Annotated in this window: 25 protein-coding genes; 19 read left to right on the top strand and 6 right to left on the bottom strand. The window is 68.6% G+C overall.

Features of this window, described 5'->3' with window-relative positions:
• Positions 1-61: 61 nt before the first annotated feature.
• The 10 genes from ABIB58_RS12820 to ABIB58_RS12775 are packed head-to-tail and all read left to right on the top strand — an operon-like array spanning position 62 to position 8,901.
• Positions 62-1,636, top strand: coding sequence for a helicase HerA-like domain-containing protein (locus tag ABIB58_RS12820; protein ID WP_185224383.1), 1,575 nt, complete (start codon positions 62-64; stop codon positions 1,634-1,636).
• A 49-nt stretch (positions 1,637-1,685) separates the two neighbouring features.
• The gene (locus ABIB58_RS12815; RefSeq protein ID WP_354041308.1) at positions 1,686-2,246 is read left to right on the top strand and encodes a NifU family protein; all 561 of its coding nucleotides are present in this window, start codon (positions 1,686-1,688) and stop codon (positions 2,244-2,246) included.
• Between the two features lie 46 nt (positions 2,247-2,292).
• The gene (tsaB, locus tag ABIB58_RS12810; RefSeq protein ID WP_354041306.1) at positions 2,293-2,973 is read left to right on the top strand and encodes a tRNA (adenosine(37)-N6)-threonylcarbamoyltransferase complex dimerization subunit type 1 TsaB; all 681 of its coding nucleotides are present in this window, start codon (positions 2,293-2,295) and stop codon (positions 2,971-2,973) included.
• Positions 2,970-3,413: a GNAT family N-acetyltransferase gene (locus ABIB58_RS12805; RefSeq protein WP_354041304.1), complete on the top strand. Its 444-nt coding sequence runs from the start codon at positions 2,970-2,972 to the stop codon at positions 3,411-3,413. The genes tsaB and ABIB58_RS12805 overlap by 4 nt, the downstream gene beginning before the upstream one ends.
• A gap of 27 nt (positions 3,414-3,440) precedes the next feature.
• Entirely contained in the window at positions 3,441-3,926 is a 486-nt protein-coding gene (locus ABIB58_RS12800; RefSeq protein WP_017505496.1) for a Fur family transcriptional regulator, read from the top strand.
• A gap of 43 nt (positions 3,927-3,969) precedes the next feature.
• Positions 3,970-5,406, top strand: coding sequence for a tRNA (N6-isopentenyl adenosine(37)-C2)-methylthiotransferase MiaB (gene miaB, locus ABIB58_RS12795; RefSeq protein WP_354041302.1), 1,437 nt, complete (start codon positions 3,970-3,972; stop codon positions 5,404-5,406).
• The gene (locus ABIB58_RS12790) at positions 5,406-6,392 is read left to right on the top strand and encodes a PhoH family protein (RefSeq protein WP_354041300.1); all 987 of its coding nucleotides are present in this window, start codon (positions 5,406-5,408) and stop codon (positions 6,390-6,392) included. Before miaB ends, ABIB58_RS12790 begins: the two co-directional genes overlap by 1 nt.
• Positions 6,389-6,835 carry an rRNA maturation RNase YbeY gene (ybeY, locus tag ABIB58_RS12785; protein ID WP_354041298.1) on the top strand — a complete coding sequence of 149 codons (447 nt, stop codon included), beginning with the start codon at positions 6,389-6,391 and terminating at the stop codon, positions 6,833-6,835. The genes ABIB58_RS12790 and ybeY overlap by 4 nt, the downstream gene beginning before the upstream one ends.
• A 4-nt stretch (positions 6,836-6,839) precedes the next feature.
• On the top strand, positions 6,840-8,477 hold the full coding sequence (gene lnt, locus ABIB58_RS12780; RefSeq protein ID WP_354041296.1) for an apolipoprotein N-acyltransferase: 1,638 nt from the start codon (positions 6,840-6,842) through the stop codon (positions 8,475-8,477).
• A 16-nt stretch (positions 8,478-8,493) separates the two neighbouring features.
• A complete protein-coding gene (locus ABIB58_RS12775) occupies positions 8,494-8,901 on the top strand; it encodes a helix-turn-helix domain-containing protein (protein ID WP_017505491.1) in 408 nt (135 codons plus the stop codon).
• Positions 8,902-8,904: 3 nt separating this feature from the next.
• On the opposite strand, the gene greA is transcribed toward ABIB58_RS12775, so the two are convergent.
• On the bottom strand, positions 8,905-9,384 hold the full coding sequence (gene greA, locus ABIB58_RS12770; RefSeq protein WP_295215526.1) for a transcription elongation factor GreA: 480 nt from the start codon (positions 9,382-9,384) through the stop codon (positions 8,905-8,907).
• A gap of 64 nt (positions 9,385-9,448) precedes the next feature.
• Here greA and ABIB58_RS12765 point away from each other — a divergent pair, with 64 nt between their 5' ends.
• Both ABIB58_RS12765 and ABIB58_RS12760 read left to right on the top strand, forming a co-directional pair.
• Complete coding sequence (locus tag ABIB58_RS12765; RefSeq protein WP_354041293.1) at positions 9,449-10,663, top strand: TIGR03862 family flavoprotein; 1,215 nt, start codon at positions 9,449-9,451, stop codon at positions 10,661-10,663.
• 37 nt (positions 10,664-10,700) lie between these two features.
• The gene (locus ABIB58_RS12760) at positions 10,701-12,347 is read left to right on the top strand and encodes a M28 family metallopeptidase (protein WP_045809511.1); all 1,647 of its coding nucleotides are present in this window, start codon (positions 10,701-10,703) and stop codon (positions 12,345-12,347) included.
• Here the strand turns inward: ABIB58_RS12760 and ABIB58_RS12755 are convergent.
• Positions 12,344-14,665, bottom strand: coding sequence for a sensor histidine kinase (locus ABIB58_RS12755; RefSeq protein WP_354041291.1), 2,322 nt, complete (start codon positions 14,663-14,665; stop codon positions 12,344-12,346). The genes ABIB58_RS12760 and ABIB58_RS12755 overlap by 4 nt on opposite strands.
• A 130-nt stretch (positions 14,666-14,795) precedes the next feature.
• On the opposite strand from ABIB58_RS12755, the gene ABIB58_RS12750 reads away from it, so the two are divergent.
• Positions 14,796-15,194 carry a metallopeptidase family protein gene (locus ABIB58_RS12750; RefSeq protein WP_292076215.1) on the top strand — a complete coding sequence of 133 codons (399 nt, stop codon included), beginning with the start codon at positions 14,796-14,798 and terminating at the stop codon, positions 15,192-15,194.
• Between the two features lie 4 nt (positions 15,195-15,198).
• Here the strand turns inward: ABIB58_RS12750 and ABIB58_RS12745 are convergent, their stop codons facing one another.
• Positions 15,199-15,894, bottom strand: a complete 696-nt coding sequence (locus tag ABIB58_RS12745; protein ID WP_017505485.1) for a MarC family protein — start codon at positions 15,892-15,894, stop codon at positions 15,199-15,201.
• An 83-nt stretch (positions 15,895-15,977) separates the two neighbouring features.
• Here ABIB58_RS12745 and pyrF point away from each other — a divergent pair, with 83 nt between their 5' ends.
• The gene (gene pyrF / locus ABIB58_RS12740; protein WP_185224375.1) at positions 15,978-16,706 is read left to right on the top strand and encodes an orotidine-5'-phosphate decarboxylase; all 729 of its coding nucleotides are present in this window, start codon (positions 15,978-15,980) and stop codon (positions 16,704-16,706) included.
• A gap of 48 nt (positions 16,707-16,754) precedes the next feature.
• On the opposite strand, the gene ABIB58_RS12735 is transcribed toward pyrF, so the two are convergent.
• Positions 16,755-17,930, bottom strand: a complete 1,176-nt coding sequence (locus tag ABIB58_RS12735) for a ribosomal eL19 family protein (RefSeq protein WP_354041287.1) — start codon at positions 17,928-17,930, stop codon at positions 16,755-16,757.
• Positions 17,931-18,028: 98 nt separating this feature from the next.
• Positions 18,029-18,286 carry a DUF1674 domain-containing protein gene (locus ABIB58_RS12730; RefSeq protein WP_185224373.1) on the bottom strand — a complete coding sequence of 86 codons (258 nt, stop codon included), beginning with the start codon at positions 18,284-18,286 and terminating at the stop codon, positions 18,029-18,031.
• 86 nt (positions 18,287-18,372) lie between these two features.
• Between ABIB58_RS12730 and htpX the strand changes: the two genes are divergently transcribed.
• Positions 18,373-19,338 (top strand): zinc metalloprotease HtpX, encoded by a 966-nt coding sequence (gene htpX, locus ABIB58_RS12725; RefSeq protein ID WP_185224372.1) that lies wholly within the window; start codon positions 18,373-18,375, stop codon positions 19,336-19,338.
• Positions 19,339-19,458: 120 nt separating this feature from the next.
• Positions 19,459-21,063 carry a M20/M25/M40 family metallo-hydrolase gene (locus ABIB58_RS12720; RefSeq protein ID WP_185224371.1) on the top strand — a complete coding sequence of 535 codons (1,605 nt, stop codon included), beginning with the start codon at positions 19,459-19,461 and terminating at the stop codon, positions 21,061-21,063.
• A 168-nt stretch (positions 21,064-21,231) separates the two neighbouring features.
• Here ABIB58_RS12720 and ABIB58_RS12715 read toward each other — a convergent pair whose 3' ends face one another.
• Complete coding sequence (locus ABIB58_RS12715; RefSeq protein ID WP_185224370.1) at positions 21,232-22,407, bottom strand: acetyl-CoA C-acetyltransferase; 1,176 nt, start codon at positions 22,405-22,407, stop codon at positions 21,232-21,234.
• A 160-nt stretch (positions 22,408-22,567) separates the two neighbouring features.
• On the opposite strand from ABIB58_RS12715, the gene trhA reads away from it, so the two are divergent.
• The 3 genes from trhA to ABIB58_RS12700 all read left to right on the top strand — a co-directional run bounded on the left by trhA (position 22,568) and on the right by ABIB58_RS12700 (position 24,352).
• Positions 22,568-23,281, top strand: coding sequence for a PAQR family membrane homeostasis protein TrhA (trhA, locus tag ABIB58_RS12710; RefSeq protein ID WP_066625308.1), 714 nt, complete (start codon positions 22,568-22,570; stop codon positions 23,279-23,281).
• Positions 23,282-23,372: 91 nt separating this feature from the next.
• A complete protein-coding gene (gene phaR / locus ABIB58_RS12705) occupies positions 23,373-24,002 on the top strand; it encodes a polyhydroxyalkanoate synthesis repressor PhaR (protein ID WP_185224369.1) in 630 nt (209 codons plus the stop codon).
• The gene (locus ABIB58_RS12700) at positions 23,999-24,352 is read left to right on the top strand and encodes a hypothetical protein (protein ID WP_185224368.1); all 354 of its coding nucleotides are present in this window, start codon (positions 23,999-24,001) and stop codon (positions 24,350-24,352) included. Before phaR ends, ABIB58_RS12700 begins: the two co-directional genes overlap by 4 nt.
• Positions 24,353-24,489: the final 137 nt, after the last annotated feature.

Here is a 24,489-nt window from a genome sequence, read left to right as displayed (position 1 = left end):
GCTGTTCCGAGCGCGAGGGGAACGCGCTAGACCTTTGCCGGAGACGCCATCGGAGACCCCAATGCCCGACGCCCTGCCCGGCCTGTTCCTCGGCCAGTCCGACGCCGCCCAGCCGGAAAATCTGCTGTTCAACCGCGCCAACCGTCACGGCGTCGTCGCCGGCGCGACCGGCACCGGCAAGACGGTCACGTTGCAGATCATGGCCCAGGGCTTTTCCGACGCCGGGGTGCCGGTCTTCTGCGCCGATGTGAAGGGCGACCTGTCGGGCATCTCTCAGGTCGGCGCGCCGAACGAGAAGCTGATCGCCCGCGCAGCCGAGATGGGCCTGACCCTGACGCCGCGCGCCGCCCCCACCGTCTTCTGGGACCTGTATGGCCAGAAGGGACATCCGATCCGCACCACCGTGTCCGAGATCGGCCCGGTGCTGATGGCCCGGATGCTGAACCTGAACGAGGTGCAGGAGGGCGTGCTGACCGTCGTCTTCCACGTCGCGGACAAGGAAGGTCTGCTGCTGCTGGACCTCGACGATCTGAGGAGCCTGCTGGTCTATGTCGGCGAGAACGCCGAGCGGATCGGGCGCGAGGTCGGCAACGTCGCCCCCGCCTCCATCGCCGCCATCCAGCGCGCGCTGTTGCAGGTCGAGCAGCAGGGCGGCGACGCCTTCTTCGGCGAGCCGGCGCTGAAGCTGGAAGACATGATCCGCGTCGGCCTGGACGGCCGGGGCCAGGTCAATGTGCTGGACGCGACCCGGCTGATGAACAGTCCGCGCCTGTATGCGGCCTTCCTGCTGTGGCTGCTGTCGGAGCTGTTCGAACAGCTGCCCGAGGTGGGCGATCCGGAAAAGCCGCGCCTGGTCTTCTTCTTCGACGAGGCGCACCTGCTGTTCAACGACGCCCCGCGCGCCCTGCTGGAAAAGGTCGAACAGGTCGTGCGCCTGATCCGATCCAAGGGGGTCGGGGTCTATTTCGTGACGCAAAACCCGGCCGATATTCCCGACAGCGTCCTGGCCCAGCTGGGCAACCGCATTCAGCATGCGCTTCGCGCCTATACGCCGTCCGAACAGAAGGGGCTGAAAGCCGCCTCGCAGAGCTTCCGCGCCAACGCCGCCTTCGACACGGCCGAGGCCATTCAGGCTCTGGGCGTGGGCGAGGCCCTGGTGTCGGTGCTGGACGAAAAGGGCGCCCCGACCATCGTGGCCCGCACCAAGATCCGCCCGCCGGCTTCGCGCTTGGGTCCCGCCACCGATACCGAGCGCGCCGCCGTCATGGCCGCCAGCCCGGTGCGGGGCCTTTACGAGCAGGTGCTGAACCGCGAATCCGCCGCCGAAATCCTGGCCAATCGCCACAGCGCCGCCGATCAGGCTGAAATCCAGGCCCAAATTCAGGCCAAGGCGCAGGCAGAGGCCGACAAGGCCGCCGCCGCTCAGGCCAAGGCCGATCAGAAGGCCGCCGAAGCCCGGGCCAAGGCTCAAGCTCAGGCCGAGGCGCGGGCGGCGCGCGAAGCCGCAAAGCCTGCGCGTCGGTCCACCCGCGAAACGCCGGTCGAGGCGCTGACCAAGTCGGTGCTGCGCACCGCCGGATCGACCCTGACCCGCGAGCTGATGCGCGGTCTGCTGGGCGGGCTGAAGCGGCGCTAGGTTCCGCTCGGGTCTTGCAACGGGGCGGGGGCGAGCGCATCTCCCGCCCATGTTCATCCAGACCGAACCCACGCCCAATCCGAACGTGCTGAAATTCCTGCCCGGCCGCGACGTGTCGCCGACCGCCGCGCTGGAATACCGCACCATCGACGAGGCGACGGCATCTCCGCTGGCGGAGGCCTTGTTCGAACTGGAAGGCGTCGACGGCGTCTTCTTCGGAGCCGACTATGTGTCGGTGACCCGCCAGCCCCAGGGTCCGGAATGGTCGGAGATGAAGGCGCCGATCCTGGGCGTCGTCATGGATCACTTCGTCTGGGGTCAGGCGCTGACGCGCGGCGCCGGCGGCGAAACCGACGGCCATACCGAGGACGACAGCGAGATCGTCGCCGAGATCAAGGCCCTGCTGGACAGCCGCATTCGCCCCGCCGTGGCCCAGGACGGCGGCGACATCCTGTTCGATTCCTTCGACGAGGCGACCGGCGTGCTGAACCTGCGGATGCGCGGCGCCTGCGCCGGCTGTCCGTCGTCGTCGGCGACCTTGAAGGCCGGGGTCGAGCAGATGATGCGCCACTATGTGCCCGAGGTGACGCGGGTCGAGCAGACCCTCTGATCCGGACGCGGTGGCGGTTCTGCGACGCGCCGCCTAGAAGACGCCCATGAGACTTCTGGTGATCGATACGGCGCTCGGCGCCTGCACGGCGGCGGTGTTCGAGGACGATCGCGCGCTCGCCATGCGTTTTGAGCCGATGACCAAGGGACATCAGGAACGGATCGGCGGCCTGGTGCGCGACGTCATGGCCGAGGCGGGCGGCGGTTTCGACAGCCTGGACCGGATCGGCGTCACGGTCGGACCGGGCTCGTTCACTGGTCTGCGCGTCGGTCTGGCCTTTGCTCAGGGTCTGGGCGCGGCGCTGGATCGGCCGGTCGTCGGTCTATCGGCGCTGGATGCCCTCGCTGCCTCGCTCACCGATCAAGACGGCCCCATCGCAGCCCTGATCGATGCGCGACGCGGTCAGGTCTATGCGCGCCTCTTCGCCGACGGGGCGCCGCTTGGCCCCGATGAAGCGTTGTCGGTGGAAGAGGCCGCGCGGCGGATCGCCGACACCGGACCGGGCGTCGCCCTGGTCGGCAATGGCGCGGCGGTCGTGACCCAGGCCTTTCCCGATCTGCCTTTCGCGCATAGAGACGACCGGGTCGCGCCGTCGCCGGAGGCGCTGGCGCGACTGGCCGCCGCCGCTGATCCGGCGACCCAGCCGCCCCGTCCGCTCTATCTGCGCGCGCCCGACGCCACGCCGCCCAGCCGCCTGCCGGGCCAGCCGCGCCAGCCCGCGTCATGACGGCGGCGGACCCCGCCTCTCTCGCCGCCCTGCACGCCCAGGCCTTTGCCGCGCCGTGGAGCGCCGACACCTTCGCCGATCTGCTGTCGCAGCCGGGCGTGCTGGCGGTCAGCGAGCCCGACGGCTTCATCCTGATCCGGACCGTCGTGGACGAGGCGGAAATCCTGACCCTGGCCGTGGTCCCGCCCGCGCGCCGCCACGGACTGGGGCGACGTCTGGTCGAGGCGGGGGCCGTCGCTGCGGTCCAGGCCGGCGCGACGCGGCTGTTCCTGGAGGTCGCCGACGACAACATGGCCGCGCGCAGCCTGTATGAGGGCGCCGGGTTCGACCCGATCGGCCGCCGCAAAGCCTATTATGCGGGCGCCGACGGATCGCGGACCGATGCGGTGGTGATGAGCCGCGACCTCTGTGCGCCTGACGCCAACCTGACGCTTCCCTGATGCGATCCAAGCCCCTATTCTAGGCGCATGGACCGGATCGAAAAACTCTGCGCCGAGCGCGGCATGCGTATGACCGAACAGCGCCGGGTGATCGCCCGGGTGCTGTCAAATGCCGCAGACCACCCGGATGTGGAAGAGCTGTATCGCCGCGCCTCGGCCATCGATCCGCATATCTCCATCGCCACCGTCTATCGCACCGTGCGCCTGTTCGAAGAGGCGGGCGTGGTCGAAAAGCACGACTTCGGCGACGGCCGCAGCCGCTATGAAGAGGCCGGCGACGATCACCACGACCACCTGATCGACACCAAGTCGGGCGAGGTGATCGAATTCTTCGACGCGGAGATCGAGCGGCTGAAGAACGAGATCGCGGAACGGCTGGGCTTCCAGCTGATCGGCCACAAGCTGGAGCTCTATGGCGTTGCGATCGAGGGCGCCGAGCCGTCCAAGCGCGAAGGTCTGATCTTCACCCGCCATGCGGCGCGGGTCGATCCCGCCGATGTGGATGCGGGCTGACGCTCGGCTTGTCGCGACGCTTGCGGGCGATCATAAGCCCACGATGACCGAGACCCTGGTTCCTCAAGTCGAGACGGCGCCCGAAAAGCGTCTGTTCATCAAGACCTACGGCTGTCAGATGAACATCTATGACTCCGAGCGCATGGCCGATGTGCTGCGCCCGCTGGGTTATGGCGTCACCGACGACGTGAAGGCCGCCGACTTCGTCATCCTGAACACCTGCCACATCCGCGAAAAGGCGGCCGAGAAGATCTATTCCGAGCTCGGCAAGCTCCGCGAGATGCGCGACATCCGGCGCGAGACCGGCGGGGATCTGACCATCGCCGTCGCCGGCTGCGTCGCCCAGGCCGAGGGCGAGGAGATCATGCGGCGCCAGCCGGCGGTCGATATCGTCGTCGGCCCCCAGGCCTATCACCAGCTGCCCGAGCTTCTGACCCGCACGGCGCGGGCGCGAGGCGAGCGGATCGGCGCCGACTTCGCTCCTGACGACAAGTTCGACGCCCTGCCCGCAGCCCGCTTCACCGAGGGGCCGACCGCCTTCCTGACGGTGCAGGAGGGTTGCGACAAGTTCTGCACCTTCTGCGTCGTGCCCTATACCCGCGGCGCCGAATGGTCGCGGCCGATGGCGGCGGTGCTGGAAGAGGCGCGGCAGTTGGCGGATCGGGGCGTGCGCGAGGTCACCCTGCTGGGCCAGAACGTCAACGCCTATGACGGCGAGCGGCCGGACGGACGCAAGGCGACCCTGGCCGAACTGGCCTATGCCCTGGCCGAGATCCCCGGCCTGGACCGCATCCGCTATACGACCAGCCATCCCAACGACATGGCCGATGAGTTGATCGCCGCGCATGGCGATCTGGACGCCCTGATGCCCTATCTGCACCTTCCGGTTCAGGCGGGGTCCGATCGGATCCTGCGGGCGATGAACCGCAAGCACGGGCGTCAGAAATATTTCGACCTGATCGACCGGATCCGCGCCGCACGGCCCGATATCGCCATCGCGGGCGACTTCATCGTCGGCTTCCCCGGTGAGACGGATCGGGAGTTCGAGGACACGCTGGATCTGGTGCGCCGCGTGAACTACGCCGGGGCCTTCGCCTTCGCCTATTCGCCGCGACCGGGCACGCCGGCGGCGGGCATGGGCAAACAGGTCGAGCCGGAAATCGTCAAGGACCGACTGCATCGCCTGATCGCCCTGCTGACGGAACAGCAGACCGCCTTTAACGCGGCGCAGGCAGGCCGGACGCTGAATGTGCTGTTCGACAAGCCGGGACGGCACGGCCACCGTCGCCAAGCGATCGGTCGATCCCCATATCTTCAATCGGTCCACGTCGATGACGCGGATCATCTGATCGGGCAGATCGTTCCGGTCGAGATCATCGCCGGCCAGCAGAACAGTCTGTCGGGCCGGCTCATAGCAGACGGGCTCAAGCAGCCGGGTCCCGCAGGCTCGGCGACAGCCCAAAAAGAAAAGGCCGCTTGATGGCGCGTGAGTCTGAGTTCGTCCCCTTGAACGATGCCGAGCTGCGGGCGGTCATCGGGCCGAACAGTCGCCACGTCGCCCTGATCGAGGACGCCTTCAAGGTGCTGGTCGAGGCGCCGGGCGGCGGGGTCTCCGTCAACGGCGGCGCACGCGACCGCACGGACGCCCGCCAAGTAATTGAGGATCTAGCCAAGCGCGCGGCCCTGGGCGCCGAAGTCACCGAGGCCGACGTGCGCGCAGCCCTGGGACAGGCGCGCGGCGGTCGCGGCACGCCGGGCATGGCGGCGGCGGGCGTGTCGCTGCCGGGCGGCAAGCGCGGCGCCATCGTGCCCAAGACCAAGGCGCAGGCCGCCTATCTGGACATGCTGGGCCGGTGCGAACTGAGCTTCGGCGTCGGCCCGGCGGGCACCGGCAAGACCTTTTTGGCGGCGGCCTATGGCGCGTCGCTGTTGCGGCGGGGACAGGTGGACCGGCTGGTCATCACCCGCCCGGCGGTCGAGGCGGGCGAGAAGCTGGGCTTTCTGCCGGGCGATCTGAACGAAAAGGTCGACCCCTATCTGGCGCCGATCTGGGAGGCGCTGAATGACATTCTGGGCGCCGAGGACGTGCAGCGGCGTCGCGACAAGGGCGAGATCGAAGCCGCCCCGATCGCCTTCATGCGCGGCCGCACGCTCAGCCACGCCTTCGTCATCGTCGATGAAGCTCAGAACACCAGTCGCCTGCAGATGAAGATGGTGCTGACGCGCCTGGGCGAGGGCGCACGGATGGTGGTCACGGGCGACCCGTCGCAGATCGACCTGCTGAACCCGCGCGACTCCGGTCTGGCTCACGCCCTGCGGATCCTGGACGGGGTTCAGGGCGTCGGCATCCTGAAGTTCGAGGCTTCCGACGTGGTGCGTCACGCCATGGTCGAGCGGATCGTGCGCGCCTATGACGCCGACGCCGCGCGCGGACGCCCCGCCCCGGACCTCGAAGACCTCGCATGATCGAGATTGAAATCGAGGCCGAGGCCTGGACCGCCGCCCTACCGGACACCGAGGCCGTCGTCGAACGCGCGGCGCAGGCCGCGCTGGGCGCCGTGAAGGGCGACATCGTCGTCCTGCTGACCGACGACGCCGCCATGCGCGAGTTGAACGGGCGGTTTCGCGACAAGGACAAGCCGACCAATGTCCTGTCCTTCCCGGCGCCGGAAAACGCGTTTCCGCATCTGGGCGACATCGTCCTGGCTTATGGCGTCTGTGCGACCGAGGCCGAAGCGCAGGGCAAGACCCTGGCCGATCATCTGAGCCATCTGGTCGTCCACGGCGTGCTGCACCTCTTGGGCCGCGACCACGAAGACGACGCCGAGGCCGAGGAGATGGAGGCTGAGGAGCGCGAAATCCTAGCCCAGATCGGCGTCGCGGACCCCTATCTCGCCAAGCAGGACTGATCCGATGTTCCCCGACGCCCTGCTGGACCGTTTCGCGGCCCCGATCCGCGCCCTCCCAGACAGGAAACGCGCCCTGACGTGGCGGCTGATCCGCATCGTTCTGGCGCTGCTGGCCGGCGCCGGGACGGCCTTCGCTCATCCGCCGTTCGGAGTGCTGATCGGGCTTCTGGGTTATCCGCTGCTGATGATCCTGTCAGAGCGGTCCGACACGGCACGCGGCGCGTTCTGGATGGGCTGGCTGGCGGGGTTCGCCTACTTCTTCGTCGGCTGCTGGTGGGTGGCCGAAGCGTTTTTCGTCAATCCTGAACAGGCGTGGATGGCGCCGTTCGCGGCCAGCCTGCTGCCGGCAGGCCTGGGGCTTTTCTGGGGGACGGCCTGCGCCCTCTATCGTCGGTTCGCGCCGCTGGGGGCCGTGCGGGCGCTGCTGTTCGCCGCCCTGTTCTGCGCCGCCGAATGGTTGCGGGGTCATGTGCTGACGGGCTTTCCGTGGAACCCGGCCGGCGCGACCTGGCGCGCGGGCGGCGGAATGTCTCAATTCGCCTCGGTCGTCGGCGTCTATGGGCTGAGCCTGGTGACGGTCGCGGCCACGGCGGCTTTCGCGCCCCTGATCGGACCTGGCGACAAGCGCAGCCGCCTGATCTCTGCGGGCTTGGGCGCCCTGGCCCTGCTCGCCGTCGGCGGCTTCGGCGCCGTCAGATTGACGCAGTCGGATCTTCAGTTCACCGACACGGTCGTCCGTCTGGTTCAGGCCGATGTGAAGCAGGAAACCAAATGGTCGCCCGAGGCCTATCGTTCCATCGTAGATCGCTATGTCGCCCTGACCGGTCAGGCGGCGGCGCGGACGCCCAATGTCGTGGTCTGGCCTGAAGGCGCCCTGCCCGCCTCGGCCAACGACGTCTTCGCCTCCGCCGACGCCCAGGCCATCGCGGGCGCCCTGCGACCCGGACAGACCTTGCTGATGGGCCTGGCGCGCGGCGAGCCGGACCTGACCGCGCCCGAGGGCGCGCGCTATTACAACAGCCTGTTCGCCCTGGCCGACGAAGGCGGAGCGGGCCTGAGGGTCGCCGCCGTTTATGACAAGCACCGGCTGGTGCCGTTCGGCGAGTACCTGCCTCTAGGGTCGATCATGACCTCCATCGGCCTGCGCAGCCTGGTGCACATGCCCAGCGACTTTTCCGCCGGACCGACACCGGCGCCGATCTCTGTTCCCGGCGCCCCGCCGGCGCAGGTGCTGATCTGCTACGAGAGCCTGTATCCCGGCTTCACCCCGGGCGCAGCCGGGCGGCCCGAGTGGATCGTCAATGCGTCCAACGACGCCTGGTTCGGCGCGACCTCGGGCCCGCGCCAGCATCTGAACCTGGCCAGCTATCGCGCCATAGAGACCGGCCTGCCCATCGCGCGGGCCACCCCGACCGGCATTTCGGCCATGATCGACCCGTGGGGCCGAATCGTCGAGGGCCAACGGCTCGAGCCGGGCGTCATGGGCGTCATCGACGCCCCCCTGCCCCGTCCGACGGGCGTCACGCCCTACGGTCGATTTGGCGATTTCCTGTTCTTTTTCTCGATGCTAACAGCGTTCATCCTGTCCTTGTGGCCGTCGATACGGCGATCTAGGGTCCAGGGGAATCAAGCAGCGATCTAGGTGAAGGGTGACGGCGATGGCGCGTGAAAAGGACGAGGATCCGCATCCCGTCGATCGCCATGTCGGCCGTCGCGTTCAGGAAAAGCGTCTCGACCTTGGCCTGACCCAGACCGCCCTCGCCAAAGCCGTCGGCGTCAGCTTCCAGCAGGTACAGAAGTACGAAAAGGGCACGAACCGCGTCTCGGCCTCGAAACTCTTCGAAATGGCCGAGTTCATGAAGGTCGGCATCCCCTTCTTCTTCGACGGCTACAGCAGCGCGACGGTCGGCGTCGCCGAAGAGGCGCCCGCCTTCGACCACGAACACCGCCCGACCAAGACCAGCGTCGAGATCACGCGCCTGGCGCCGCGCCTGCCCGCGCGTAAGCAGAAGCTGATCCTGGACATGATGCGGGATATGCTGGGCGACGACGACACTCAGAACTGAGGTCTAGCCGACCGCGACGATCTCGGCCGACTGACCGGCCACCGTCACCTCGTCGCCGACCCTTTTGCCCATGACGGCGCGGGCGAGGGGCGAGACATGGCTGACCGAGCCTGCGGCCGGATCGGCCTCGTCTTCGCCGACGATGCGCCAGGTCTGGGCGCGTCCATCCTCGCGCTCGATGGAGACCGAACCCCCGAACCGCACGGCCCCGTCGTCTTCACTGGGCTCGACCAACTGGGCCGAGGCGCGCCGGGCGGACCAGTAGCGCAAGTCCCGCGTCGCGCGGGCCATGGCGGTGCGGTCGCTCTCGATCGAGCCTTGCACCTGGGCGGCGGTATAGGCGGCGCGGGCCGAGGCCAGTTCGGCCTCGATCGCGGCCAAGCCCTCGGGCGTGACCAGATTGGGATGGGGCGAGATCGGGCGGTCCGCCAGGTCGGCGGCGGTGGCTTCCAGATCTTCTTCGCGGGTGAAGGCAACGCTCATGGTCGGGAACATAGCGATGACGGCGCCTATAGCCAGCGCGACAGCAACCGGGCAAAGCGGGCCGATGATGAAATCGCCCCGTCAGGTTCATGTGATCGGCGCCGGTCCCGCAGGACTGATGGCGGCCGAACGGCTGGCGCAGGCGGGGGCGACGGTCGTGGTGCACGACCGGATGCCGTCCGTGGCCCGCAAGCTGCTGATGGCCGGGCGCGGCGGGCTGAACCTGACCCATTCGGAACCGCTGGACCGGTTCATGACCCGCTATGGTCCCGCCCAGCCTACGGCCGCCGCCTGGATCGACCGGTTCACGCCTGCAGACCTGACCGCCTGGGTCGAGGCCTTGGGGCAGGAGACCTTCGTCGGCTCCAGCGGGCGGGTGTTCCCGAAGGCCATGAAGGCGTCGCCCTTGGTGCGAGCCTGGCTGGCGCGGCTGGAGGCGCAGGGCGTCGAGATCCGCACGCGCTCGCGCTGGACCGGCTGGCGCGACGGCGCGTTGGCGTTCGAGACGCCGGACGGCGAGCGGCTCGAACGACCCGACGCCGTGGTCCTGGCGCTGGGCGGCGCCAGCTGGCCGCGTCTGGGTTCAGACGGGGCCTGGGCGCCGTGGCTGCAAGCGCAGGGCGCCGCCGTGTCGCCGTTCCGACCGGCCAATGTGGGCTTCGATGTGGCCTGGTCGGCGCTGTTCCGTGATCGGTTCGCGGGCCAGCCGCTAAAAGGCGTCGCTGCCACCCATGGCGAGCGGACGGCGCGGGGCGAGGCGATGATCGCCTGCTACGGCATCGAGGGCGGGGTCATCTATGCGCTGTCCGCGGCGCTGAGGACGACGGTCGAAATGGCGGGGCGCGCCGAGATCCAGATCGATCTAAAGCCCGATGTAGCGATCGGAAAACTGACCGACCGTCTGTCCAAGCCGCGCGGCAAGGCCAGCCTGTCCAACCATCTGCGCAAGGTGGCCGGGTTGGAGTCGGCCGCCGTCGCCCTGCTGTATGAAGCCGGCCCCCTGCCCGCCTCGCCTCGGGCCTTGGCCGAACGGATCAAGGCCATGCCGCTGACCCTGACTGGCGTTCAGGGACTGGAGCGGGCGATTTCCTCGGCGGGCGGCGTCAAACTGGACGGCGTGGACGAACGGCTGATGCTGGTCGCGCGGCCGGGCGTTTTCGTCGCCGGCGAGATGCTGGATTGGGAGGCGCCGACCGGCGGCTATCTGCTTCAGGCCAGCTTCGCCTCCGCCGTCGTCGCGGCCGAGGGCGTCATCGACTGGCTCGACAGCCGGGACTGAGAAAGGCAGGGTCGCGCGGTTCGATCAGGAGTATCCGATGCGCCACGCCCTCCCCGCTGTTTCCATCCTGGCCCTGATGATGGCCTGCTCGCCGGCCCTGGCGCAGGAGACGACGCCGAACATCGACGCCGCGCGGATGAATGAGTCGGTTCGGGTTCTGGCGTCGGACGATTTCGAAGGCCGCGCGCCCGCCTCGGCCGGTGAGGAAAAGACCGTCGCCTGGTTGGTCGAACAGTTCAAGGCGGCGGGGGCCGAGGGCGGCGGGCCGGACGGCGCCTTTGTTCAGGTCGCCCATCTGTCGCGCACCCGCCAGGACGGTCCGGCCACCGTCGCCGCGACCGTCGGCGGCAAGACCATCAGCCTGGAGCGCGGTCCCGACGTTCTGGTGTCCAGCGACCGGCCCACCGACCACATCACAGTGACCGACGCGCCCGTGGTCTTCGTCGGCTACGGCGCGACGGCGCCCGAGCGCCAGTGGGACGATTTCAAGGACGTGGACGTGCGCGGCAAGGTCATCGTCGTCCTGGTCAACGATCCCGACTTCCAGGCGCCCGACGGCGATCCGGTCGCGGGCAAGTTCGACGGAAACGCCATGACCTTCTATGGCCGCTGGACCTACAAGTTCCAGGAGGCGGGTCGTCGCGGCGCGGCGGGCGTGCTGGTGGTGCATGAAACGGCCGGCGCGGGCTATCCCTGGTCCACGCTGCAGAACTCATCGGCCGCGCCCAAGTTCGACATCGTGCGCGCCAACCCCGACGCCGAACGCGCGGCGTTCCAGGGCTGGATCCAGCGCGCCAAGGCGGAAGAACTGTTCACCGCCGCCGGCCTGGATTTCGCCGCCCTGAAGGACAGCGCGCGCAGCGCCGATTTCAAGCCGGTCGTCCTGCCCGGCTTGACCCTGAGCGTCGATTTCGGCCAGATCGCCGACAAGGTGGAGACCAAGAACGTCATCGCCCGCATTCCCGGTTCGGAACGCCCGGACGAGACCGTCATGTACGGCGCCCACTGGGACGGCTACGGCGTCGGCACGCCGAACGCCCAGGGCGACAAGATCTATAATGCGGCGGTGGATAATGCGACCGGCGTCGCGGCCCTGCTGGAACTGGCCAACGCCTTCGCCGAGGGTCCGCGCCCCAAACGATCGGTCGTCTTCGCCGCCTGGTCGGGCGAGGAGGCGGGCCTCTTGGGCTCGACCTATTATGCCGCCAACCCGGTCTGGCCGCTGGAGACCACGGTCGTCAACATCAACGTCGACAGCCTGCTGCCGGGGACCGAGATCGACCCCAACGTGGTCGTCATCGGCAAGGGCAAGAATCAGCTGGACGACATTCTGGCGCGCCATGCGACCGAGACGGGTCGCACCCTGATCGCCGATCCGGCGCCCCAGGCCGGGGCCTTCTATCGCTCGGACCATTTCCCACTGGCCTTGAAGGGCGTGCCGGCCCTGTTCCCGGCGGCGGGCTTTACCGGCGCCAGTGCGGCCAGCCGCGACTACGTCCAGAACCGCTATCATCAGCCCACGGACGAATGGGATTCGACCTGGACGATGGACGCCGCCGCCGCCGATGTGGCCCTGATCTACGCCGTCGGTCGCGAGCTGGCGGACGGGGACCAATGGCCGGAATGGAACGCCGGCGCCGAGTTCGGCCCGGCGCGTGACGCCTCGAAGGCGTCGCGGCGCTAGAGTTCCAGCTGAAGCTCGGGCGCGGCGGCGGTGGTCGCGGCGCCCAGCGGCAGATGCAGGATGAAGGCGGCGCCCTTGCCCGGCTCGCTTTCGACCTCGGCCCAGCCGCCGTGCAGTTCGACCAGGGCCTTGACGAGGGCCAGCCCCACGCCGGGACCGCCGCGCTCGCGCCGCACGAAGCGGTCGAAGACGTGGGCCTGCAGATGATAGGGAATGCCGCGCCCGGTGTCGGACACCGTCAGGCGGATTTCGGACGGGCCGGTCTCGGCCTTCAGCTCGACCGCCCCGCCTTCGGACACGGCGCGCGCCGCATTCTCCAGCAGATGATCCAGCGCCTGGCCGATGCGGTGCTCGTCGGCGCGGATGGGTTTGAGATCGGCGGGACAGGACACGGTCAGGGTGGCGCCGCGCCCCTCGACCCGCGCCCGGACCTTTTCGGCGGCCTGGCTCAGCAGGTCGCAGACCCTGAGGTCGCCCAGCGAAAGCTCCATCTCGCCGGCGTCGATCTGGGCCATGTCCAGCACGTCGTCGATGGAGCGGGCCAGCTGGCTGGCGGCGATGCGGATGGCGCCCGCGTGCTGGCGGCTGCGCTCGGGCAGGTCGCCCATCGTCTCCAGCAGTTCGGAATAGCCGACGATGGTCGTCAGCGGCGTGCGCAGCTCATAGGAGACGCTGCCCACGAACTCGCGCTTCAGCGCCTGGCTTTCGGCCAGGGCCTGTTCGCGCTGCACCAGCGCCTGCTCCAGCCCGCGCCGCGCGGTCACGTCCGAGAAGGCGACCAGGGTCGCGCCGTCCGGCAGAGGTCGGGTCTGCCACGCGGCGACGCGACCGTCCACGGTCCGGCCCTCGCCGGAGATGGCGACACGACTTTCGGGATCGGGATCGGCGACGCGCGCCTTCAGCCCCAGCCACAGGGCGGGATCGGGCAGCACGGCCTTGCACAGTTCGGCCAGGGCGTCGAAATCCGAGGCCGTCGCGATCTTGTCCGCTGACAGGTTCCAGAAGGTCTCGAACGCCTCATTGTGCAGCCGCAGTCGGCCGTCGGAGCCGAACACCGCGACCGCGTCGTTCAGCTTGTCCAGTGTCGCGCGCTGGACCTGGATCTGGGCGTTGAAGCGGCTGCGCAGCTTCAGCTCGTCGGTGATGTCCGAGAAGATCAGCAGAATGCCGCCCAGCGGGTGCGGCTGGCGCACGACGCGCAGGGTGCGCCCGTCAGGCAGGGACCAGCTGTCGTCCGGCGAAGCCTCCGACGCGCCGTAGAACTCCAGCTCGCGCGCCTTCCAGCCGGCGTAGTCGACCACCTCGGGCAGGCTGCGACGCTGGCGCAGACGGTCCAGCAGTTCGGCATGGGTCGGACGTTCGTCCAGCCAAGCCGCGTCGATGTCGAACAGGGTCTGGAAGGCGGTGTTATGGAAGGCCAGCCGCTTTTGCGGGCCGAAGATGGCGACGGCGTCGGCCAGGTGGTTCAGCGTCTCGTCATGGGCGTCGACGTGGCGGCGCAGGGTGTCGCGCGTCTCTTCCGCCTCGGTCACCTCAATGGCGAAGGCGGTGACGGCGCCGCCGCCCGCCGGCTCGGCGATGATGCGCCAGGCGCGCCGCGCGCCCCCGCCGGTCGTCCAGCGGAAGCCCTCCTGGCGCACGCCCAGCCGCGCGGCCTCGGCGACCAGGGCGTCGGCGCCGCGATCGAAGGACACGCCCTTTTCGACGGCGTCGTCGATGCTCTCGGCATTGGTCTCGTTCAGCCAGGCGCGGTTGGCCCAGGCCAGTTTGCCGGTCCCGTCCACGACCCAGGTCGGGGTGGGCGAGGCGTCGCCCAGCAGGGCCAGGCCGCTTTCCGTCGCATCCGCCCCGGTCAGGGTGAAGCGCGAGGCGGGCGACAGCCGCAGCCAGGCCGAACCGCCCGCGACCCGCCCCTCGATCCGCCAGGGCTCCACATCGTCCAGCGCGACCAGACCTTCGAACGCCTGACCTTCGTGAACCAGGGCGTCGATCAGCGCGCCGTGGGTGATCCGGAGTTTGTTCAGCACGGCGGCCCCGGCCTTGGCGTCCTCACCCGCCAGCCGCGCGATCAGTTCGGCCGAACCGATCGGCAGACCGGCCGCCTGCCCATCCGGCGTCAGGGCCAGGCTGACGTCGTCGAAGGCGCGCAGCATGGCGTCATGGCGGCTGAGGTCGGCCAGGGCCTCGACCCGCTCGCGCTCGGCGGCGACGGCGGTCTCGTGCAAACGCCCACGCAGCAGCAAGGCCCAGGCGCTGACGGCCATGGCCAATCCGGCTGCGCCCGCTGTGGCGACATAGGCGATGTCGGCCTCGGCCATTCGTGTCCCTGGAGAAGAGTCTCAGCCCCGATTCGCTAACCATACTCTAAGCGCGCGAAAAAGCGGCAGTCTCGTAATCGCGTCATCGCGCCCCGTTGCGGCAGAGCGTCGGGGCTGTGATATCGCGGACATGACCGACCCGATCGCCCCCTCCCTCGATGACTTCGCCCGCCTGGCGCAAGAGGCCTTCGACGCCCTGCCCGGACCATTCAAAGACGCGGCGGGCGAGGTGGTCATCCGCATCGACGACTTCGCCGACGAGGCGACGCTGGCGGAGATGGAGATCGAGGATCCGTTCGAGCTGACGGGCCTGTATCATGGCGTGGACATCGGCCGGCGCGACAGCCTGGGCCCGGCGGCCGAGCCGTCGCGGGTCTTCCTCTATCGCCGCCCCATCCTGGACGAATGGTGCGAGCGCGGCGACGTGGGGATCGGCGAACTGATCGCCCACGTCCTGATCCATGAGATCGGCCACCACCTGGGCCTGACCGACGATGACATCCACGCCATCGAGGACGACGCGGACTGACCCCTTATTTCGTCGCCGGATAGGGCGTCGTCACCGCGCCGGAGATCATGCCGGGGATGGCCTCGCCCAGGCCCAGCAGGATGAACTGGATCGCCAGAGCGCACAGGATCAGGCCCAGCACCTTGACGATGATCGCCATGCCGACCTCGCCCAACAGGCGGCTGAGCGACCCGGTCAGGGCGAAACAGACGAAGGAGACTGCGCAGGCCGCCGCGATCGCCACCAGCGACCCCATGGTCCCGGCATAGCCCAGCTTGGCGGCCTCGCCCGCCTGGATGATGACCGCCGAAATGGCACCGGGGCCGATCATCAGCGGAATGGCGAAGGGCACGACCAGGCGCTGGAACCGCCTGCGGGCATAGCCGCGCACGTCTTTGGAGTCCGCCAGCGCATCCTTGTCAGCGAACATGGCCAGGAAGTCGCCGCGCGCCATGTCCAGCCCCAGGAACAGCAGCAGTATGCCGCCCGCAATGCGGAACGCCGCCAGCGAAATGCCGAAGAACTGCAACAGGCCCAGGCCCGTGAACAGGAAGAAGGCCAGGAAAACGGCGGCGAAGGCGCAGATCAGGGCCGAGACCGAAATCCGCTGGCGCAGGGTCGCCCCGGCCGTCGCGGCGGCGAAGATCGGCAGATTGCCGATCGGGTCCAGCAGGGCGAACAGGGTCACGAACAGGTTGACACCCAAATCGACTGCGTTCATCGCCTGCCCTCGCCCTCAATCCATCACGCCGCCCTGCCGACGCGCCCTCGTGTCCGGCATAGCCGCTCAGCGCGAGTCCGTCGATGACCGATCCCCAAACCGCCTCCGATCGTGCGCCCGACGAGCGGATCATCTGCGCCCTTGACGTGCCGACGACGGCCGAGGCGGCCGCCCTGGCCGAGCGGATCGGCGATGCGATCGGCTTCTACAAGGTCGGACTGCAACTGTTCGCGGTCGACGGCATGGCGCTGGCGCGTGAGCTGAAGGCGCAGGGGCGAAAGATCTTCCTGGACTGGAAGCTGCACGACATCGGCGCGACGGTGGAGAAGGCGACGGCCAATCTGGCGGGCGCGGATTGCGACCTGTTGACGGTCCATGCGCGGCCCCAGGTCATGGCGGCGGCGGCGCGCGGCGCGGCGGGCTCGAAGATGAAGGTGCTGGGGGTCACGGTCCTAACCAGCCTGACGGCCGAGGATTTGGCCGCCGACGACCACAGCCTGTCGCCGGCCAGTCTGGTCGAACGGCGTGTGCGGCAGGCGCTGGAGGCCGGGATCGACGGCGTCGTCTCCAGCCCGCATGAGGCGGCGCGCGCCCGGGCTCTGGCGATCGAGGCGGGGCGGCCCGACTTCCTGATCGTCACACCCGGCGTGCGACCCGTCGGCGCCGCGCTGGACGATCAGGCGCGAGCGGCGACGCCACAGGCGGCGCTTGAAGCCGGCGCGACCCATCTGGTGATCGGCCGGCCGATCACGGCGGCGACCGATCCGCGCGCGGCGGCGCAAGCAATCGCACAGCAGATCGCCCTGATCTGAGACAGACCAGGGCGACCGTTCGTCTTCGGTTGTTTTCGAGAGTGGCGATCAGCCGCGCTCGCCCGGCTCCTGGGCGTAGCCGTGACGCGGCGGGGCGTGGGGCGCGGGCGCCTCGGGCGGCGGCAGGTCGCCGTAGTAGCCCGACGGCGGCGGCGGAGGAGGCGGCGGCGGCGGCGGGGCCGTGTTCACCTCCGGCGGCGCGACATAGACCTGGGCCGGGGCCACATTGACCGGCGCGGACTGCACATAGACCGGCGACTGATCGACATAGACCGGGCCGCCGACCTCGACCTGGGCGGGCGCGACATTGACCTCGGCCGGGGCGACCTGGATGTGTTGCGGGCCGATGTTGACGGGCGCCGATTGCACATAGACCGGGGCCTGATCGACATAGACGGGCGGGCCGACATCGACCTGGGCCGTAGCCAGGTTCACCTGCGACGGAGCCACCTGAACGCGTTGCGGCCCGATGTTCACCGGCGGCGCCTGCACATAGATGGGCGGCTGTTCGATATAGGTAGGCGGTCCCATCTCGATCTGGGGCGGCGCCAGGCTGACCTGAGAAGGCGCGACATAGATGCGCTGCGGCGCGATCTGGACGGGCGGCGCCTGGACATAGACCGGCGGCTGATCGACGTAGCCTTGCTCGTAACGCTGCTCATAGCGGTGTTCGTAGCGAACCGGCGGGCGAACGGGCGGGCGGCAGTTGCAGTCGACCGGACGACCCGGATATGGACGCCAGCCGATGTAGTCACGGCCGAACCCATAGACCGGATAGCCGACCGGCGCGCTGACCGGAGGACGGCCGACCAGGACCGAGGTCGCGCTGACGCCGCCGACATAGCCGCCGCCGTAATAGCCGTCCGAATAGCCGCCGCTTCCGACATAGGTCGTGCCGCCGCCGACATAGCCGCGCTGGAAGCTGGACGAACTGGAATAGGACCGGGCGCTGCTCGCCGAATAGCTGGAGGCGCTCGCATAGGCGTTGGCGTTGGCGTTGGCGTTGGCATTGGCGTAGGCGCCGCCGTTCACGTTCACATTGACGTTGTGGTTGGCGTTGTAGTTGCCGCCGCCGTAGTGACCGCCGCCGCCGCATCCCCCGCCGCAGCCGCCGCCGGGATGGCCGCCGCCATAACCCCCGTGACCGGGACCACCGGCCAGAGCGGGCGCTGCGGAGAGCAGCAGAGCCGCCGACGCGGCGGTAAGTATCGACTGTATCGTCACGGGACAGACTCCTCTGAGTTGTCTCGTGACTGGCAAGTCCGGCGCCTGTTTCTTAAGGCGTGGTTAACCTTTGCGCCCGTCGCAGCGGGCTCGGCAGATTAGAAATCGACCGCCAGACCCTTCTTTTCCCAATCACCGAAACGGGTCGGTTCGGGACCGGTCGGACCGCCGTATTCCGTGTCCGCCTGAACCGTCGTTTCCGCCGCGCGACGATCCGCCGCTTCCTGAAGCGCGCGGCGCGCGGCCTCGCTGAGCGGCCGTTCGGGCGTGGCGTGGGGCACGTCGGCGTTGAAGACAGGCGCCGCAGCCGGCGTTTCGTCGGCGTCATTCGGCGCGAGGGTGGGATGTTCGGTCACAGGGCGGCTCCCTTGAGGCTTGATGCGCCTTCTCTCAAATAGAGGTTCAAGCCCGGGACGCCAGACGGATCGGGAATGGAACCGCGATGAACCATCTGAAGACCTTCATTCTGTTGGCGGCGATGACGGCCCTGTTCGCAGGGGTCGGCTATCTGATCGGCGGCGCGACCGGCATGGCGATCGCCCTGCTTTTCGCGGGCGGGATGAATCTGTTCAACTACTGGAACGCCGACAAGATCGTGCTGAAGATGTACCGGGCCCAGCCGGTCGATGAGCAGCACCCCAACGCCGTGGTCAGGAACTACGTCGCCGACGTGCGTCAGATGGCCCGCGACGCCGGCCTGCCCCAGCCACAGGTCGCCATCATTCCCAATGATCAGCCCAACGCCTTCGCCACGGGCCGAAACCCCGAGAACGCCGCCGTCTGCGCCACCACCGGCCTGTTGGACATGCTGACGCGCGAGGAGGTGCGCGGGGTCATGGCGCACGAGCTGGCCCATGTGAAGAACCGCGACACCCTGATCATGACGGTGACGGCGACCATTGCCGGCGCCATCGCTGCGCTCGCCAACTTCGCCCTGTTCTTCGGCGGCAACGACCGCGAGCGGCCGGGCGGCGTTATCGGCACGATCGCCCTGATGCTGCTGGCGCCCATGGCCGCCGGTCTGGTGCAGATGGCCATCAGCCGGGGACGCGAGTATGAGGCCGACCGCGTCGGCGCCGAAATCGCCGGCGATCCCCAGGCCCTGGCTTCGGCCCTGCAGAGGATCGACGCCTACGCCAGGCGGATCACCAATCAGACGGCCGAGCGCAATCCGGCCTCGGGTCAGATGTTCATCATCAATCCGCTGGCGGGCCGCGGCGCGGACAATCTGTTTTCGACCCATCCGGCGACGGGAAACCGCGTCCGGGCCTTGATGGAGCTGGGCGCGAAGATGGGCATGCAGTCCCGCGCCCGAACGCCGGACCTGACCCAGCCGCGACCGGACGCCGGTTTCACGACCACCGGCGTCCCGACCACTCCGAACGAGCCGCGCGGCCCCTGGGGGTGACGATGCGGGTGAACATGGGGCTGATCGTCGCGGCCTGAACGCCGTTTGCGGTTTGCACTCCGCGACCGGATCACCTCAGATGCGCCCCTGTTCAGCCATCGGGCTTTCTTGGGGAAATCCATGTCGCGTCTGCTCGCCTTCGTCTCCGCCGCCGCTCTTCTCGCCACGCCGGTCGCCGCCCAGTCGGTGGACCGCGTCGCCGTCAACGGCATCATCGATCAGGGGCTGAACCACAGCCAGGTGATGCAGACCGCCGCCTATCTGACCGACCGGATCGGCGGGCGGATGACCAACTCGCCCCAGATGCGCGAGGCCGAACGCTGGGCGCAGCAGCAGTTCCGCGACTACGGTCTGTCCGACGTGCGCGCCGAAGGGTTCGAGTTCGGCCGGGGCTGGTCCATCGTCCGCTCCAGCGCGCGCATGACCGCGCCGCGCCCGCTGGATCTGCGCGCCATCCCGGTGGCCTGGACGCCCTCGACCAATGGCGTGATCAGCGGCGGCGTGATCGTGGCCCCGATCTCCAAGGTCGAGGACTTCGACAAATGGCGCGGCAAGCTGTCGGGCAAGATCGTCATGCTGTCCCAGCCGGGCACGGGATCCGAGCCGACCGAGCCGGCCTTCCGCCGCTGGACCAGTGCCGAGCTGGCCGAGCGCAACACCTATAATCAGCCCCAGCATTCGCCGGCCGCCATCGAACGCTCGCTGAAGACCGTCAACTTCGCCAATCAGCTGGACGCCTTCCTGGCCGAACAGGGCGCCCTGGCCTGGGTGCGGATTTCCCAGCGCGACGGCGGCCTGCTGCACGGCACGGGCTACACCTATCAGGTCGGGGCCACGCCCAAGCTGGCGGGGATGGAGCTGGCGGCCGAGGACTATCGCCGTCTGGCGCGCCTGGCCCTGACCGACGCGCCGCCGACGCTGGAGCTGATGAGCGAGGTCCGCTTCCACGACGAGGACGTCAACGCCTACAACATCTTGGCCGACATCCCCGGCACGGTGCGCGGCACCGAATACGTCATGGCCGGCGCCCACCTGGACAGCTGGGTCGCCTCGGACGGCGCGGTCGATAACGCCGCCGGCAGCGCTGTGGTGATGGAGGCCGCCCGCATCCTGAAGGCCCTGAACGTCAAGCCCAAACGCACCATTCGTTTCGCCCTGTGGAACGGCGAAGAGCAAGGCATCCTGGGCTCACTGGCCTATGTGGACCGGCATTTGGCGACGCGGGCTGCGTCGAACGATCCGGCGCTGGCGGGCCTGCCGGACAACCGCACCTGGCGCAGCCGCTGGCCGATCGAGCCGCGCGCCGGCTATCGCGATCTGGTCGCCTATTTCAATCTGGACAACGGCTCGGGCAAGATCCGCGGCATCAACGCCGAGGGCAATGTCGCCGCCGCCCCGATCTTCCAGGAATGGCTGGCCCCGTTCGCCAGCATGGGCGCAACGACCGTCTCGCTGCGCAATTCGGGCGGCACCGACCACGTCTACATGCAGACGGTGGGCGTGCCGGGGTATCAGTTCATTCAGGACCCGCTCGACTATTCCAGCCGCCTGCACCATACCAGCATCGACAGCTACGACCACCTGAAGGCCGAGGACCTGCGTCAGGCGGCCGTCATCCTGGCCAGCTTCCTGCTGAACGCCGCCAACCGCGACGAACCCCTGCCCCGCATGCCGCTGCCGACCCAGCCCACGCCGAGCGATCCGTTCGAATATCCGGCGGACTGAAAATGACGACCCTCTCCCCTTGTGAGAGGGCTTCAGCACACGGCGGCGTAGCCGTCGTCATTGTGCGAAAGGGTGAGGGTCGGCTGGTGCGATCTGGCCCACCATCCGACCCTCATCCGGCCGGGCTCCGCCCGGCCACTTCTCCCACCGGGAGAAGGGCTTAGAAAATCACACGCGCTCGACGCACAGGGCCACGCCCATGCCGCCGCCGATGCACAGGGTCGCCAGACCCTTCTTGGCGCCCGAGCGCTTCATCTCGAACAGAAGCGTCGTCAAAATGCGCGCGCCCGACGCGCCGATGGGGTGGCCGATGGCGATGGCGCCGCCGTTGACGTTGACCTTGGCCGGGTCGAGACCCAGTTCCTTGACCACGCAAAGGCTCTGGGCGGCGAAGGCCTCATTGGACTCGACCAGATCCAGATCGGAAACGTCCCAGCCGGCCTTTTCCAGCGCCTTTTTGGAAGCCGGGATCGGGCCGGTCCCCATGATCGACGGATCGACGCCGGCGGTGGCGTAGGAGGCGATGCGGGCCAGCGGCTCCAGCCCGCGCGCCTTGGCCTCGTCGGCGCTCATCAGCACCAAAGCAGCGGCGCCGTCGTTCAGCCCGGACGCGTTGGCGGCGGTGACGCTGCCGTCCTTGGTAAAGGCGGGTTTGAGTTTCTGCATCAGCTCCAGCGTCGCGCCGTGGCGGATGTATTCGTCCTTGTCGACCGTCACATCGCCCTTCTTGCCGGGGATGACGACCGGCGTGATCTCCTCATCGAACTTGCCGGCGCTCTGGGCCGCCTCGGCCTTGTGCTGGCTGGCCAGCCCGAATTCGTCCTGCGCCTCGCGGCTGATGGACCATTTTTCGGCGATGTTCTCGGCCGTCTGCCCCATGTGATAGCCGTTGAAGGCGTCCCACAGACCGTCCCTGACCATGGTGTCGACCAGGGCGACGTCACCCATCTTGTGCCCGTTGCGCAGCTGTTGGGCGTGCGGCGCCTGGCTCATGCTCTCCTGGCCGCCGGCGACGACGATCTTCGCATCGCCCAGAGCGATCTGCTGGGCGGCGATGGCGACGGCGCGAAGGCCCGAGCCGCAGATCTGATTCAGGCTCCAGGCGGCGGCTTCCTTTCGAACGCCCGCGCCCACGGCGGCCTGACGCGCAGGGCCCTGACCCGCAGCGGCCTGGAGCACATGACCCAGGATGACCTCATCGACCTCGTCGCCGGAGACGCCGGCCCGCTCCAGCGCCGCCTTGATGGCGATCTCGCCGAGCTTGGACGCGGGAAGGGACGACAGGGCGCCCAGGAAGGCGCCGACCGGGGTGCGCGCGGCGGAAACGATGACGACGTCGGTCATGGGATTTCACTCTCTGGAGAATAACTCGGCGTGACCGTTTTGCCGCATTGCAGCGCGTTCGTCACCTGCGACGACATGGACAGGGCGCGATTCAGCCAATCGTCACCCTGTCGGCGCATTGTCGCGGAACGATAGAGGCGATCGACGGATTGGAAGGTCCATGCTGCGCACGCTGAAACGTCTTGTCACCCACGTCTGCACGCCGGACGAGCTGGACATGATCGAGCACTATCCGACGCGCGCGGAAAAGCTGGCGGATCTGTGGGTGCACGTCGTCGGCCTGATGCTGGCGGCGGTCGGCGGCATCATTCTGGCGGGTCTGGCCGGGGTCTATGCGGGGATCGGCGGCGTGATGGCGACCGCAATCTACGCCCTGTGCCTCGTCGGCATGCTGACGGCCTCGACCGTCTATAACTGGACAAACCCCTGCGCCGCGCGGCCCGTGCTGCGGCGACTGGACGAGGCGGCGATCTTCCTGATGATCGCCGGCAGCTACACTCCCTTCACCACCCAGCGGTTCGAAGGTCTGTGGGCCATCGGTTTCACCACCCTGATCTGGACCCTGGCCTTCCTCGGCGCCGGGGTGAAGCTGTTCGCGCCGCGCATCTCGGACAAGTTCTGGAGCGGCGTCTATGTCGTCTTCGGCTGGCTGGCGGTCGCGGCGCTGAAGCCGATGGTCGAGACGGTGCATCCCGTCGCCCTGGCCCTGCTGGTCATCGGCGGCCTGATCTACACCGCAGGCGTCTTCGTCTTCATCAGCCCGCGCGTGAAGTTCCGCCGCGCCATCTGGCACGGCTTCGTCGTTACCGGAGCGACCGTGCATTGGACGGCCGTACTGGTCGGCGTCGTGCTGGCCCCGGCCATGAGCCACTGATTGACCGTCCGTTCACGGCGGTTTTCTGCCCCTCTGGCGCATCGCGTCGCAACGGAGGATAGTGACGCGTTGCAACATCGCGAGAACAAGCGTGGCTGACGAAAAGACCAAGGGTGGAAAGACCGGCGACAGCGCTCAGGTCGTCATCAAGAAGTATGCGAACCGCAGGCTCTACAACACGCGGACCAGCGCCTATGTGACGCTGGAAGATCTGGCGACCATGGTGCGCGAAGGGACGGAGTTCGTCGTCTATGACGCCAAGACCAACGACGACCTGACCCGCCAGATCCTGACCCAGATCATCTTCGAGGAAGAGAGCCGGGGCGAGGCCTTGCTGCCAGTTCAGTTCCTGCGCCAGTTGATCGGCTTCTACGGCGGTCAGATGCAGGGCGTCCTGCCCTCCTACCTGGAGATGTCGTTGGCCAACTTCGGTCGCCAGCAGGAGCAGTTCGCCAGTCAGATGGGCCGCGCCTTCGGCACCGGCGCGGGCGCGACCCTGATGGAGGACGCCGCGCGGGCCAATATGGCGATGTTCGAGCGCGCCATGCAGATGTTCCCGGCCTTCACCTATCCTCGCGGCGGGCCGACGCCGGCCGCGTCGGACGACAAGGCTGAACCCGCGCCGCCGCCCGAGGCGCCCGACGCCCTGGACGAAATGCGTCGCCAGATGGACGAGATGCGCCGTCAGATCGAGAAACTGGCGGGCGGCAAGGGCAAATGACCGACCGGATACAGGCCGTCGGCGGACCGGACCGCGTGGATCGCCGCGAAGGCGAACGCCGCGAGCGCGAGCGGCGCGCCCGATCCGCCTCGCGCGCCCTGGTCCCGGTCGATGCGCCGGACATGGTCGAGCCCCAATCGGCCCCGGCAAGAGCTGCCGTCCTGCCGACGCCCGAGCCCGGCGCCGCCGCCTTCGTGGCCCAGCAGATGGGCCAGAGCGGCCAGAAACGGGGCCTGCGCGGCGGCCCGCCGGTTCTGGATGCGGCCCGCTCCGCCTACCTCGGAGCCGAATATTCGGGTGCGGCCGAGCGTCGTCCGAAAACGGGCAAGACCGCCAAGACCGACATCTGAGCTGACGCCGCTCCCGCGGCACGGGGTTTGCTGGGGGCGAGGCAGAACGCTCTTTGCCGGACTCGCCCATGCCCGCCGTCTTCGCCCTCGCCGCCAAAGCCTTCGACGTCGCCGTCGTCGCCCTGATCTTCACGGCA

Origin of the sequence: Brevundimonas sp. UYEF29 (assembly GCF_040546195.1) — a bacterium.
Lineage (GTDB): Bacteria > Pseudomonadota > Alphaproteobacteria > Caulobacterales > Caulobacteraceae > Brevundimonas > Brevundimonas huaxiensis.
Note: the sequence above shows the minus strand (reverse complement) of the source record. Positions and strands in the feature narration are given on the sequence as shown.